The sequence below is a fragment of the Catellatospora chokoriensis genome, assembly GCF_011297315.1.
In the GTDB taxonomy this organism is placed as follows: domain Bacteria; phylum Actinomycetota; class Actinomycetes; order Mycobacteriales; family Micromonosporaceae; genus Catellatospora; species Catellatospora citrea.
On record NZ_JAAOTI010000022.1, the window covers coordinates 63,872 to 76,465 of the forward strand.

Annotated in this window: 10 protein-coding genes; 5 read left to right on the top strand and 5 right to left on the bottom strand. The window is 74.0% G+C overall.

From position 1 onward, the window contains the following. Positions 1 to 77 precede the first annotated feature (77 nt). The gene (locus HAV39_RS28680) at positions 78 to 1,454 is read left to right on the top strand and encodes a hypothetical protein (protein ID WP_191842308.1); all 1,377 of its coding nucleotides are present in this window, start codon (positions 78 to 80) and stop codon (positions 1,452 to 1,454) included. A 13-nt stretch (positions 1,455 to 1,467) separates the two neighbouring features. Here the strand turns inward: HAV39_RS28680 and HAV39_RS28685 are convergent, their stop codons facing one another. Further along, positions 1,468 to 3,237, bottom strand: a complete 1,770-nt coding sequence (locus HAV39_RS28685; protein ID WP_483398704.1) for a DUF6541 family protein — start codon at positions 3,235 to 3,237, stop codon at positions 1,468 to 1,470. Positions 3,238 to 3,480: 243 nt separating this feature from the next. On the opposite strand from HAV39_RS28685, the gene HAV39_RS28690 reads away from it, so the two are divergent. The 4 genes from HAV39_RS28690 (at position 3,481) to HAV39_RS43370 (ending at position 7,827) form a co-directional block, all read left to right on the top strand. Further along, entirely contained in the window at positions 3,481 to 4,458 is a 978-nt protein-coding gene (locus HAV39_RS28690) for an ATP-binding protein (protein WP_191842309.1), read from the top strand. Between the two features lie 34 nt (positions 4,459 to 4,492). Then, complete coding sequence (locus HAV39_RS28695; RefSeq protein ID WP_155386574.1) at positions 4,493 to 4,888, top strand: SCO5389 family protein; 396 nt, start codon at positions 4,493 to 4,495, stop codon at positions 4,886 to 4,888. A 110-nt stretch (positions 4,889 to 4,998) separates the two neighbouring features. Continuing rightward, positions 4,999 to 6,006: an LLM class flavin-dependent oxidoreductase gene (locus HAV39_RS28700; RefSeq protein WP_191842310.1), complete on the top strand. Its 1,008-nt coding sequence runs from the start codon at positions 4,999 to 5,001 to the stop codon at positions 6,004 to 6,006. A gap of 144 nt (positions 6,007 to 6,150) precedes the next feature. Next, positions 6,151 to 7,827 (top strand): extracellular catalytic domain type 1 short-chain-length polyhydroxyalkanoate depolymerase, encoded by a 1,677-nt coding sequence (locus HAV39_RS43370; protein ID WP_191842311.1) that lies wholly within the window; start codon positions 6,151 to 6,153, stop codon positions 7,825 to 7,827. Positions 7,828 to 7,953: 126 nt separating this feature from the next. Here HAV39_RS43370 and HAV39_RS28710 read toward each other — a convergent pair whose 3' ends face one another. The 4 genes from HAV39_RS28710 to HAV39_RS28725 form a co-directional block, all read right to left on the bottom strand. Then, positions 7,954 to 8,844, bottom strand: a complete 891-nt coding sequence (locus HAV39_RS28710) for a TIGR01777 family oxidoreductase (RefSeq protein ID WP_191842312.1) — start codon at positions 8,842 to 8,844, stop codon at positions 7,954 to 7,956. Between the two features lie 30 nt (positions 8,845 to 8,874). Beyond that, positions 8,875 to 10,140: a M48 family metalloprotease gene (locus tag HAV39_RS28715; RefSeq protein ID WP_191842313.1), complete on the bottom strand. Its 1,266-nt coding sequence runs from the start codon at positions 10,138 to 10,140 to the stop codon at positions 8,875 to 8,877. A gap of 114 nt (positions 10,141 to 10,254) precedes the next feature. Then, positions 10,255 to 11,862, bottom strand: a complete 1,608-nt coding sequence (locus tag HAV39_RS28720) for a DUF6297 family protein (protein ID WP_191842314.1) — start codon at positions 11,860 to 11,862, stop codon at positions 10,255 to 10,257. Positions 11,863 to 11,890: 28 nt separating this feature from the next. Continuing rightward, positions 11,891 to 12,535: an ABC transporter ATP-binding protein gene (locus HAV39_RS28725; protein WP_191842315.1), complete on the bottom strand. Its 645-nt coding sequence runs from the start codon at positions 12,533 to 12,535 to the stop codon at positions 11,891 to 11,893. Positions 12,536 to 12,594: the final 59 nt, after the last annotated feature.

Genomic DNA, 12,594 nt, shown 5'->3' on the forward strand with positions numbered 1-12,594 from the left:
TACACCCGGCCGGGGCGCAGTTCTGCGTCCCGCCCCGTCGTGCTGCCCCGCGGCGGCGTGGTGCGTAGGGTAGCGCCGTGTCGCTGACCACGATGGAACCCGCCGCGCCCACCACAGCCGAGCCGCCCGCGCGGCGTCCGGGCTGGACCGCGGTCGCCGAGACGGTGCTCATCCTCGCCGGACTGGCCCGCCTGGTGTGGGGCCAGCAGGTCGCGGTGGTCGCCGACGGCGTCGACCGGCTCAACAGCCTGAGCCTGCTGCTCGGTGAGGGCCGCCTCAACAACAGCGAGTACTCCATCATGGGCCCGCTGTTCTCCACGCCGCTGTGGCTGCTGGGCCGTGCCGTGGCCACCCCCGAGGCCGGGATCGAGTACTTCAACCTGGTCGTCTTCGCGACCGGGCTGGCCGCGCTCGGGTTGCTGCTGCGCGGGCTGGTCCCCGGCGCGCTGATCCGCCGGTTCATGCTGATCACGGTGGCGGCGAGCATGCTCGCGCCGGACGTCGGCCACTACGGCAGCGAGACCTTCACCATGATGGGCGTGATGGTCGGCATCGTCGTCGTGGTGCGGGGCCGCCGGCGCGGGTGGGGCTGGGCGGCCGCGGTGGTCGGCGCGGTCAACACCCCGGCCACCCTGGTCGGCCTGGGACTGGTGAGCCTGGCCGAGACGTGGCGGCACCGCCGGCTGCGGCTGCTGGTGCCGGTCGCGGTCGCCGCGGCGCTGGTGCTGCTGGAGATCCTGGCCCGCAAGGGCGGCTACGCCGGCGACCGTGGCGCGAAGGACGTCATGCCGTTCTCCGGGCGGCCGGGCTTCTCGTACCCCTTCTTCTTCGGGGTGCTGGCGATCCTGTTCGCCTTCGGCCGCGGCATCGTCTGGTACCTGCCCGGCATGTTCCTGCCGACCCGCCGCGCCCTGGCGGACCTGGGCCCGACCGGCATCGACCTGGCCCGGATCCAGCGGCTCTGGCTGATCTTCGTCGGCGGTCTGGTGCTGGTGTACGCGCCCTGGTGGGCCTGGTACGCCGGGATGTCCTGGGGGCCGCGGTTCTTCCTGGCCGGCATCCTGCCCGCCGCGCTGGCGCTGGCCCTACGACTCGGGCACCGCCAGGCCGGGCCGGGCGCGAACCTGATCACCCTGGCCGTGCTGATCCTGTCGGTCTGGATCGGGCTCAACAGCCTGTTCTGGCACGAGCTGTGGCCCACCGCCTGCTTCAACACCCCGCAGTCGGTCGAGGCGCTGTGCTGGTACTCGCCCGAATACAGCTCGCTGTGGTACCCGCTGGTGTCCTGGCAGTTCGAGCACCTGACCGGCGACCAGTGGATCAGCGTCGCCTACAGCGCTGTGGTGCTCGGCTGGCTCGGCACGCCACTGGTGCGCCGCATCGCGGGCCAGCTCGCCGCCGCCTGGCGCGAGCACCTCGCCCCGCGCCTGACCCGTACCGCCTGGCACTGGTAGCGCCGTCCGGGCGTCAGGCGGCGGGGGCCTTCCAGAGCCACACGTCGCCGACGCGCTGCGGCGGGCCGAGCAGGTCGGTCATCACGGTCTTGAGGGCGGGCTGGTAGGTCGGCCAGTGCGCGCCGTGCACGTCGTCGCCGAGCACCACGATGCTCGCGTTCCAGTAGCGCAGGTCGTCGCGCAGCGCGGCCCGGTCGGCGTCGGTGATCTCGGGTGCCGTGCCGGACTTGGCCACCTGTTCCAGCAGCGTCTGGGTCGGCCGGGGGATCGGGCCGATGCGGCCGGTGCCGTTCGGGCCGCCGGGGCCGAGGAAGAAGCCCGCGGGCAGGCGGAACACGCCCTCGCCGGCCCCCGCCGCGTCGGCCAGGGCCGCGGCCTGCCAGCGCTGGCCGTCGGGGAGCAGGTCGTTGGTGATCGGGACGGGCACCACGGTGCCGCCGTCGGCGACGTACTCGCGCCACTGGCCGGAGGTGAAGAAGTCCGGCACCGGGGCGCGCTCGCGGGCCAGCAGCGGGGTCGGCACCAGCGGCAGCAGCGCCACGGTGAGTCCGGCGATCCAGGCCCAGCGCGGGCCGGGCAGGGTCACCCGCATGCTGCCGCCGTCGGTGCGGCTGAGCGCGGTGGCCAGCCAGGCCAGGACGAGCCCGAACACCGGCGCGACGATCAGGGCGAGCCGGGACGGCAGCGCGGCGTTGAACACCGGCAGCCCGCCGATCAGCGCCTCCGGCATCGGGATCGCGGTGAGCCGGCCCAGCCAGCGCAGCTCCGGCCCGAGCGAGAGCAGGAAGAACAAGCCCGCGGTGACGCCCAGGCCGAGCAGGTTGGCCCGGTGCCCCCGGTCGGTGCGCCGCCACAGCACCACCAGGCCGATGATCACCAGCAGCAGCAGCGGCAGGCCGAAGAACGAGTTCTCCTCGGTCGGGTTCGCGGCCAGGTCGGTGTTGAGGCCGACCGCCCCGGCCAGCGAGCGCTCGGGCCAGGCGGCGTACGCGGCGAGGTCCTCGTTGTGCACGTGCGGGTCGAAGCCGGTGCCGTGGTAGCGCTGCGGCCCGGCGAAGTGCAGCCACAGCGGGTACGCCAGCAGCGCGCCCGCGACGAGCGCACCGCTGCCCAGCCCGGTCAGCGCCGGGCGCACCAGCGCCTTCACCTCGGCGCGCCGGGACAGGACCCAGACCAGCGTGAACACGCCCAGCGCCAGCGCGGTGAAGAACAGCGCCTCGGCGGCGATCGAGAAGCAGACCGCGATGAGCAGCCCCAGCAGCGCGCCGTCGCGCACCGGCCGGTCCCGGCGCACCAGCAGCAGGCACCGCGCGATGATCAGCGGGATCACCCACTGCGCGGTCCAGTTCAGGTGGGCGTTCGCGTGGGAGATCATCGCCGGCGCGAAGCCGCAGAACAGGCCGCCGACCGCCGCGCCGATCCGGTTCGCGCCCAGGTGCCGGGAGAACAGCCAGTACCAGGCGTACGCGGTGCCGGCCAGGTTCAGGGTGAGGATGACCAGGAAGGTCATCGCCGGGCCGGCCAGGATGGTCAGCGGGGCGAACACGAAGGCGTACACCGAGATCGAGGTGTTGACGGCCAGGTTCACCCCGTCCGGCACGTTGAGCAGGTGGGTGAAGAGCGGGTCCGCGCCGTGCGTGAGCGCGTAGGCCCCGTATGACAGCAGCCACTCGAAGAACGCCTGGTCACCGGAGTTGACGCCGCTGGCGCGGTGCGTCGGGTCCGACCAGAGCGCGCCGGTGACCCATACCGCCATGACCAAGGCGGTGGCCGCGACCAGCAGGTCGGCGCGGCGGCGGCGGGTCTTGACGGCGGCCTCGGCGGGGGCCGCGCCGGCCGTCTCCGCGACGTCGGCGGGCGGGCTCAGCGGGCTGGTGGGCGAGGCGATCGACACTCGGCGCAGTTTATCAGCGCGACGTTTCCGTCCCGTGCTCCGCCGGACGCCATCACACCGGTGACGGAGCGACACGCCCGGGGTACGCGGGGTGATTGACCGGGCTATTGAAAATGACTATCAATAGCAGTTATGAAGATGGCATTCGTCGGCAAGGGTGGCAGCGGTAAGACCACCCTCGCGGCGCTGGTGGCCAGGCATCTCGCGGCGGCGGCGACACCCGCGGCCCTGCTGGCCATCGACGCGGACATCAACCAGCACCTGGCCACCGCGCTCGGGATCAGCGAGGACGAGGCCGTCCTGCTCCCGTCGCTGGGCGACCACCTAGACAAGATCAAGGACTACCTGCGCGGCGAGAACCCGCGGATCTCCTCGGCCGCCGCGATGGTCAAGACCACGCCGCCCGGTCAGGGCTCCCGCCTGCTGCGGGTCGACGAGCCCAACCCGATCTACGACGCGCTGGTGCGCCGGGTGGGCGGGGTGCGGCTGGCGGTCACCGGGCCGTTCGCCACCGAGGACCTGGGCGTGGCCTGCTACCACTCGAAGGTCGGCGCGGTCGAGTTGCTGCTCAACCACCTGGTCGACGGGCCGGGGGAGTACGTCGTGGTGGATATGACGGCGGGCGCGGACAGCTTCGCCTCCGGCCTGTTCACCCGGTTCGACGCGACCTTCCTGGTGTGCGAGCCGACCCTGCGCAGCGTCGGGGTGTACCGGCAGTACATCGGCTACGCCCGCGACTTCGGGGTGCGGGTGCACGTGATCGGCAACAAGATCGATGACGACTCGGACGTGGCGTTCCTGCGCGAGCACGTCGGGGAGGACCTGCTCACCTGGATCGGCCGGTCTCGATTCGTGCGCGCGGCCGAGCGTGGCGCCCCGCAGCCGATCAACGAGCTGGAAGCCGCGAACCGCGCCGCACTGGACAGGATTCGGTCCACTGTGGATGGTGTGGAGAAGGACTGGCCGCGTTACACGGCGCAGGCCGTCGAGTTCCACCTGCGCAACGCGCACGCCTGGGGCAACGCCCGCAGCGGCGAGGACCTCGCCGCACAGGTCGACCCCGCTTTCGTGCTCGGGCCGCAGCGGCTCGAGCTGGCACGACACCACTGACGGCACCGCCGTCCCTACCAGAAGGAGAATCACCATGTCCCTTGACGTCCCCGTGGCGCTGCTGGAGCGCGCCGAGGCCGGGCAGGTCGACGACGCCGAGTTCGTCGACTGCGTGCGCCAGTCGCTGCCGTACGCCTGGACCGTGGTCAGCGCCGCGGCCGAGCGGCTGGCCGACGCGCCCGGCGCGGAGTTCGGCGAGCACGGCACGCCGCCGCCGAGCGAGGCCGAGCGCGGCGAGCTGCTGCGGGCCCTGGCCAGCGACGCGATCCGAGGTGGCCTGGAGCGCCACTTCGGCATCAAGCTCGCCTTCCAGAACTGCCACCGCGTCGCCGCGTTCGCCCTGTCCGCCGTCGGCGGCGACACCTACCAGGAGTTCATCTCCCCGGTAGCCCAGCTCCGCAACCAGTCCCCGGAACTCCGCGACTGCTGAAGGTGGAAAAGGAAGGGCACCTTCTTAACGCTCCGCGTTAAAGAAGGTGCCCTTCTTAACGCGTGAGCGCCCGTGGGCTGGGCGGATTCGATCTGACGACGGGAGCAACCGTGGACATCTTCCTGACCAGCGCCTTCGGCCCGGCCGCGGCGGTGGCGCACGCCCGGGCGGCCGAGCAGGCCGGCATGCGCGGGGTATGGCTGGCCGAGCACCACTTCGTCGCGTACGGGCAGTGCCCGTCGGCGACCGTGCTGGCCGGGCACGTCCTCGCCGGCACCCGGCGCATCACCGTCGGCACCGCCGCGGCCGTGCTCGGCTCGCGGCACCCCGTCGCGCTCGGCGAGGAGGCGGCCCTGCTGCACGCGCTGGCCGGGGACCGGTTCCAGCTCGGGGTGGCGCGGGGTGGCCCGTGGCAGGAGATCGAGGTGCTCGGGCGCGGGCTGGACCACTACCGCCGGGGCTTCGCCGAGTCGCTGGAGGTGCTGCTGCGTTGGCTGTCCGGCGCGCCCGAGGCGCAGGCCCGCGGGGAGTTCCATCGTTTCGGGCCGCTGGCCGTGGTGCCGCGACCCGCGACGCCGGTGCGGGTGCGGGTCGCGGTGACCTCGGGCGAGACCGCGGAACTCGCCGGGCGGCTCGGGCTGTCGCTGCTGCTCGGCGTGCACGCCGACGACGCCGAGGTGGCGGTGCTGGTGGACCGCTGGGCGCAGGCCGCGGCCGCGCACGGGTACGACCCGGCCGCCGCGGACCACGCCCGCGTCCGGCTGGCGTACCCCTGCGCGACCCGGGCCGACGGCGAGCGCGAGCTGCGCGAGAACCTGCCGCGCTGGCTCGCCGGCATCCGCGCCGCGGTCCCGGTCGGCGGCGCACCACCAGCCCGCGACCTGGACGCTCACGTCGATCACCTACTGCGCGTCCAGCCGGTCGGCCCGCCCGGCGAGGTCGCCGCCGCGCTGGCACACGGCGCCGAGACCACGGGGGTACGCCGCCAGCTGTGCATGGTCGAGGCGGCCGGCTCGCCCGAGGCGACCTCGGATCTCATCGCGGCACTGGCGGCGCTGCCGACAGCCTGGCCGGTCGGGCAGCCATCGGCCCGGCAGGCGGCCCTCGCGGTCTCCTGAGCCCCGTCCGGCCGGGCCGGACCGCGATGCCGCCATAGCGGGGCGCGGCAATGTGTGTTTCGTGGACATGTCGGGGGTGTTGCGGCAGACCGTAGCGTGCGGCTCCACAGGGGAGTGACACGGATCACTATCGAGGAGCCCGCCATGCCCAGACTCACCGCCCCGCGGTTGCTCCGCGCGGCGCTAGCCGTCCTGATCGGACTCGCCGGGGCGGCCGTCGCCGCCGCCCCCGCCCAGGCCGCGACGCTGACGCAGGTCAGCTCGTTCGGCAGCAACCCCGGCAACCTGGCCATGTACAGCTACCGCCCGGACAACCTGCCCGCCGGGCGGCCCGTCGTGGTGCTGCTGCACGGCTGCACCCAGAACGCCTCCGGCTACTTCACCAACTCCGGCTGGCGCAAGTACGCCGACCTCTGGGGCTTCAGCCTCATCGTGGCCGAGCAGAAGTCGGCCAACAACTCGCTGAGCTGCTTCAACTGGTTCCAGGCCGGCGACATCGCGCGGGGAGCGGGCGAGGCGCTGTCGGTGAGGCAGATGGTCGACCACGCGGTCGCCAACCTGGGCGCGGACGCGAGCCGCGTCTACGTCTCCGGCCTGTCCGCGGGCGGCGCGATGAGCGCGGTGATGCTGGCGACCTACCCGGACGTGTTCAAGGCCGGCTCGGTCGTCGCGGGCATCCCGTACAACTGCGGCACCGTCTGCCAGTCCGCGGCCCAGAGCAAGACCCCGCAGCAGTGGGGCACCCTGGTCCGCAACGCCTACAGCGGCTACTCCGGCCCGTGGCCGAGGGTGGCGATCTGGCAGGGGCAGTCGGACTCGACGGTGGTGCCCGCCAACGGCACCGAACTGATGACCCAGTGGACCAACGTGCACGGCGTCACGCAGACCCCCACCGGCACGACGAGCCTGCCCGCGGGCACCACACTGGAGACCTACGGCAGCGACGTGGTGCGGCTCTACAAGGTCGCGGGCATGGGACACGGCACCCCGGTCGACCCGGGCAGCGGCATCGACCAGTGCGGCACCGCGACCTCCTACTTCCTCGACACCATCTGCTCGGCGTACCGCGACGCGGTGTACTTCGGCCTCGACAGCACCGCGACGACGCCACCGGGCGCGCCCACCGGGCTGACCGTCACCGGCACCACGAACGTCAGCGTCGGCCTGTCCTGGGCCGCGGTATCCGGTGCGACCGGCTATAACGTCTACCGCGGCGGCACGAAGGTGACCGCGTCCCCGGTGACCGGGACGTCGTACACCGACACGGGTCTGACCGCGTCGACGACGTACAGCTACACGGTCCGCGCCGTGAACGCGGCCGGCGAGGGTCCCGCGTCCGGTGCGGTCTCGGCGACGACCTCCGCCACCCCGCCGCCCGGCCCCGCCGCCCCCACCGGGCTGACCGTCACCTCGGTGACCGACACCAGCGTGTCGCTGTCCTGGGCGGCGGTCTCCGGCGCGACCGGCTACCACGTGTACCGCGGCGGCGTGAAGGTCGCGGCGTCACCGGTCACCGCGACCGCGTACACCAACACCGGCCTGGCCGCGTCCACGACCTACAGCTACACGGTCAGCGCGGTGAACTCCTCCGGCGTCGAGGGCAGCCAGTCGGCGGCCGTCCCCGCGACCACGGCCGCCACCGCGGCCTGCTTCACCGCCAGCAACTACGCCCAGGTCGCGGCGGGTCGGGCGTACCACTCGCTCGGCTACACCTACGCCAACGGCTCGAACCAGAACATGGGCCTCTACAACACCTTCTACACCCACACCCTCAAGCAGACCGCCCCCAACTACTACGTCATAGCCGACGGCCAGTGCTGACCCCCTGACCGGCCGCGCCGACCGCGTTTTGCGCGCCCGACTTTGATAGACGTTGGCCTATCTGATCGAGAATTCGTAGATCGAACTCGATCAGATAGGCCAACGTCGATGAAAAACGGAGTCTGGCTACGCCGGGATGGGGTCGGTGAGGGCGGCGTGCAGGGCCTGGGTGACGGTGCGGTGGCGGAACGGGAAGCCGGCCGCGGTCAGGGCGCCGGGCATGGCGCGCAGGCTGCGGTACGCCTCGTTGCCGAACTCGCCGTAGAGGATCTTGAGAGCGGCCTTGGGGATCGGCATCACCGTGGGCCGGTGCAGCTCGGCGCCGAACGCCTTGGTGAACTGGGCGTTGGTCACCGGTGCTGGGCCGACCATGTTCACCGGGCCCTCGACCTGGTCGTTGTCCAGGATGAACTGCGTCGCGGCCAGCCAGTCGAACAGCGAGATCCACGGCACCCACTGCCGTCCGTTGCCCAGCCGGCCGCCGATGCCCATCTTGAACGGCACCAGCTGCGCCTTGAGAAAGCCGCCGTCGCGGTGCAGCGGGTAGCCGGTGCGCAGCAGCGACACTCGGGCCCCCGCGGCCGCGGCCGGCGAGGTGGCCTGCTCCCAGTGCCGGGAGATCCCGGCCAGGAAGTCGTCCCCGGACGGGGACAGCTCGGTCACCTCGCGGTCGCCGGTGTCGCCGTAGTAGCCCACCCCGGAGGCGTTGATCAGGATCGGAACGCGCTGCGCGGCGACCGCGCGAGCCAGCGTCGCGGTCGGCACCACCCGGCTGGACAGGATCAGCGCCTGGTATTCGTCGGTCCAGCGGCGGTCGCTCACGCCGACCCCGCACAGGTTCACCACCGCGTCGGTGCCCTCGGGCAGCCGGATCGGCTCGGCCGGGTCCCACTGCCGCTCCGAGGCATCCGCCGCGGGACGGCGTACCAGCTGGACGACCTCGTGACCCGACGAGCGCAGGGTCGACACCAGGGGTTGGCCCAGGAAGCCCGAGGCTCCCGCCACCACGATCCGCATACGACAATCATGCCCGATCGCGGCACGGGCTCAGCGCGCCGACACCGCCTGGCGCAGCTCCTCGAAGCGGCTCGCCAGCTCCGCGTCGATGCGCGCGTTCTGCTCGGCGGTCAGCTCGACCAGCGCGGCCCGCGGCGGATCGGCCCGGTGCGCCTGCAGCATGCGGGCCCGCAGGCCGCTCGGCGGGTGCGAGGCGAACAGCGAGGCCTCCTCGCGCACCGACAACTGGCGCAGCCGGTCGCGCCGCGGCGCGACCTGCTCCCGTACGTGCTCGGCGCTCGACAGCCACACCGCCGGGCCCGCGCCCATCCGGGCCGACCGGCCCAGCGGCTCCAGCACCTCGTTCAGCACCACCATGCCGTCGGCCAGGTCCTGCGCGGCGGCGTCGCCCGCCACCCGGGCGGCGATCCGGTCGGCGAGATACTCCGCCTGGTGGCCGCCGCGGGCCGCGGCGACGTGCATGGCGAACTCCAGCAGCCACACCACCCAGCTGGTCGCGCCGGTGAACGCCCGGACCAGCAGGCCGCCGGGCCCGGCCAGGGCCATCGACGCGTACGACGGCCGCAGCACCTCGATCAGCCGGGCCACCAGCGTCATCGCCGGTGCCACCAGGTAGGCCCGCCGCTGGTCGCCGTTGACGAAGTGGCCCATCTCGTGACCGAGCAGCGCCACCCGCTGCTGCGCCGGCAGCACCGCCCACATCGGCAGGCCGAGCAGCATGACCCGGCGACGCCGGAACAGCCCGATCTCGGCGGTGCCCGCGTTCATGTCGTAGGTCAGCGCGATGACGTCCGGCGGCGCGGTGCCCACCGCCGCGGCGACCCGGTCCACCAGCTCGTGCAGGGCGGGAAAGCGCTCGCGGGTGACCACCGGCAGCTCGTCGTCGAGGTGGCCGAAGCGCGGGCGCAGCCCGTACGACAGCGCCAGGCACAGCACGCCGATCATCAGCCAGCCGTCGACCTCGGTCAGCACCAGCCGGACACCGGTGAACAGCAGCAGCGCCCAGCCCGCCAGCAGGGCGGCCGACACCACCTGCAACGCGAGCCAGGTCGCGTGGCGCGGGCGGTGCACCCCGGCCCGCGCCCAGAGGGCGAAGTCACGCGTCGACCGGCGCAGCGCCCAGCGGAAGGTGAGCCGGTCGATCCAGCGCCAGCCCGGGCCGCGACGGCGGTGGTCGAACGCGTCGAGGTTCCACTCGCACGACTCGCACCACGGCATCGCGTCGCGTTCGGACACCAGCGGCTGCCCGCACGCCCCGCAGGCCGTTCCCGGCGTCAGGTTCGATCTTCTCGGCACCGGCGCATTCTGCCCCGAGACGGCCGCTCTCGCTGCCCCGTGCGCGACCGGACCAGCAGATCTTGACGGTCTGCGGTCGCCCCGGCAGCCATGAACCGTCAAGCTCGGGAACTGTCAGGTACGGCGGCGGCGGTACAGGTGGGCGGTGAGGAGGAGGGCGGAGAGTGCCACCTGGATCGATGCCGCCCGGGTGGGGTCGGGGTCGGGGGTGGTCAGCGCCAGGAGCAGGGGGAGCAGGCCCGGCACGGCCACGTCCAGCCCGGACAGGCTCCAGGTCAGCCAGCCGAGCGGGATGCGGGAGCCGACCATCGGCATCACCACGGGTGTGGACGCGTGGTCGATGTGGCCGCGGCGCGCCATCCGCAACGCGGCGAGGGCCGGCACCCCGGCCGCGGCGGGGCCGAGCCAGCACCAGCCCCCGCCCGGCAGCGCTCCGGCCAGCTCCAGCAGGCCCAGTGCGGCGGCGAGCCACGCCCCGGCCAGCAGGGCGGGCAGCACCAGCCGGGCCGCCTCCGCGGGCAGGCCGGCGACGCCGAACAGGCGGCGCAGGGCGGGACTGCCGGTCTCCCGGCGTACGCCGCCCGTGCCCGCGCTCGCGGCGGCCAGGCCGAGGACGAACACCGCCGCGGCGGACAGCAGCGGCCGGTCCGGCCACACCGTCGCCAGCAGGACGGGCAGCAGCGTGCTCAGCGCGAGGGCGGCCAGGCGGCCCGGCCGGCGGCGCAGCCCGCGCCAGTCCAGCCAGGCGAGCACGAGCGGGCCGGGCCAGCCGGGCCACGGCCGCGACGGGGGCCGGCGCTCGCGCCAGTACGCGTGCTCCGCCACGCGGGACAGGAACGACGGCTCCAGCGCGACGACCGCGTCGCCAGCGGCGCTGAGCCGGGTCGCGGCCTCCAGCACCGGACCGGCGGGGAACGTCGCGAGGCTGCGCCATACCGCGGCAGCCGTCACCAGCGCGCAGAGCAGACCGGCACCGGCCGCGGCGAGCGCCGCCGGCAGGGGGACGGCGGGCAGCGGGCGCACCGCGGCGCCGGCCGCGGCCACCGTCGCGCCGGTGAGCAGGGCGAGCACCACGGCACCGCCCGCGATCCGGCGCAACCACGGCGCGGCCCGCGCGGACCGCTGCGCCAGCGCCGCCAGACCCACGCCGGTCAGCGCGTACGAGCCGCCGCACCCGACGGCCGCGGCCAGCCGCAGCGCACCGTGATCCGGGAAGCCGAGCAGCGACAGCGCCATGCCGCCGAGCACCACGCCGACGACCACCGCCGCCACGGCGGCACGCAGCGCGGCGGGCGCGAGCACCGCGCGCCGGTCCAGCGGCGACATCAGCAGCCAGCGCGCGTCCCCGGGCGTGAGCAGCACCGGCCCCGCCACCGCGGCGACCTGCACCAGCGCGGCCAGGGCCGCCACCGCGAGCGCGACGCCGGCCAGGGCGTTCACCGGCGCGGCGGGCGGGAGCGGTGTCGACAGGTCGCTCAGCAGGCCCTGGAACGGGCCGAACAGCAGCGCGCCGCCGACACCGGCACCGGCGAAGGGCAGGTACCGATCGGACCAGTGCAGCTCGGCGGACCGCCGGCCGGGGGAGCGGATCGCGGCCCGGGCGGCGCGTGCCGTGGCCCAGCCGTGCGCCGGTGGGCCGGCACGCGTGGCGCTGTCGGCCCTGGGTGGGTTCGTGCGGCTGGTGCCGTCGGCCGGGGGCGGGGTGGCGCGGGTGGCGGTCATGCCGCCTCGGTGCGGCGTCGGGCGGCGGTCACGCGGCCACCGGGCCGGGCCGGGTGACCCGCCCGTCGCGCATGCGCAGGCTGGTCGCGTCCATCGCGGCGACCAGCGCCGCGTCGTGGGTGGCCAGCACGACCGTGCCGCCGGCGTCGGCGTACGCCCGGATCATCCTTGCCAGGCGGTCGCGGAACCCGGCGTCGAGCTTCTGCTCGGGCTCGTCGAGCAGGAGCAGCCGGCTGGGCCGGGCCATCGTCGCGGCGAGTGCCAGCCGCTGCCGCTGCCCGGACGAGAGTGTCAGCGGGCTCGCGCCCGCGCGGGAGGCGAGCTCGAAGTCGTCCAGCGTGCGGTCGACCGGAGCGGCCCCGCCGTGGGTCAGCGCGACCAGTTCGAGGTGCTCGCGCACGCTCAGGCCGGGATACCAGGCGGGCTCCTCGGCCAGCAGGCCGACCTCCCGCCAGAACGCGGCATCGGCGGACGGGGGCGCGCCCAGCACCTCCACCTCACCACCGCCGGGCCGCAGCAGGCCGCTCAGGCAGCGGAGCAGGGTGGACTTGCCGCAGCCGTTCACTCCCTGCACGGCCACGATCTGGCCGGGGTCGGCGGTGAGGTTCACGCGGTCCAGCACGGTGCCGCCACCGAGCTCCACCGACAGGTCACGGGTGACGACGACGGGCACCTCGCCACAGTAGCGATCCCGTCCAGCGCGGACTCGTGGCAAACGAGAGGGGCGGCCGG

Coding starts and splice junctions, on each gene's coding strand:
- HAV39_RS28690 (WP_191842309.1), top strand. CDS start 3,481: ATGAAGATGGCATTCGTCGGCAAGGGTGGCAGCGGTAAGACCACCCTC.
- HAV39_RS43370 (WP_191842311.1), top strand. CDS start 6,151: ATGCCCAGACTCACCGCCCCGCGGTTGCTCCGCGCGGCGCTAGCCGTC.
- HAV39_RS28720 (WP_191842314.1), bottom strand. CDS start 11,862: ATGACCGCCACCCGCGCCACCCCGCCCCCGGCCGACGGCACCAGCCGC.
- HAV39_RS28695 (WP_155386574.1), top strand. CDS start 4,493: ATGTCCCTTGACGTCCCCGTGGCGCTGCTGGAGCGCGCCGAGGCCGGG.
- HAV39_RS28710 (WP_191842312.1), bottom strand. CDS start 8,844: ATGCGGATCGTGGTGGCGGGAGCCTCGGGCTTCCTGGGCCAACCCCTG.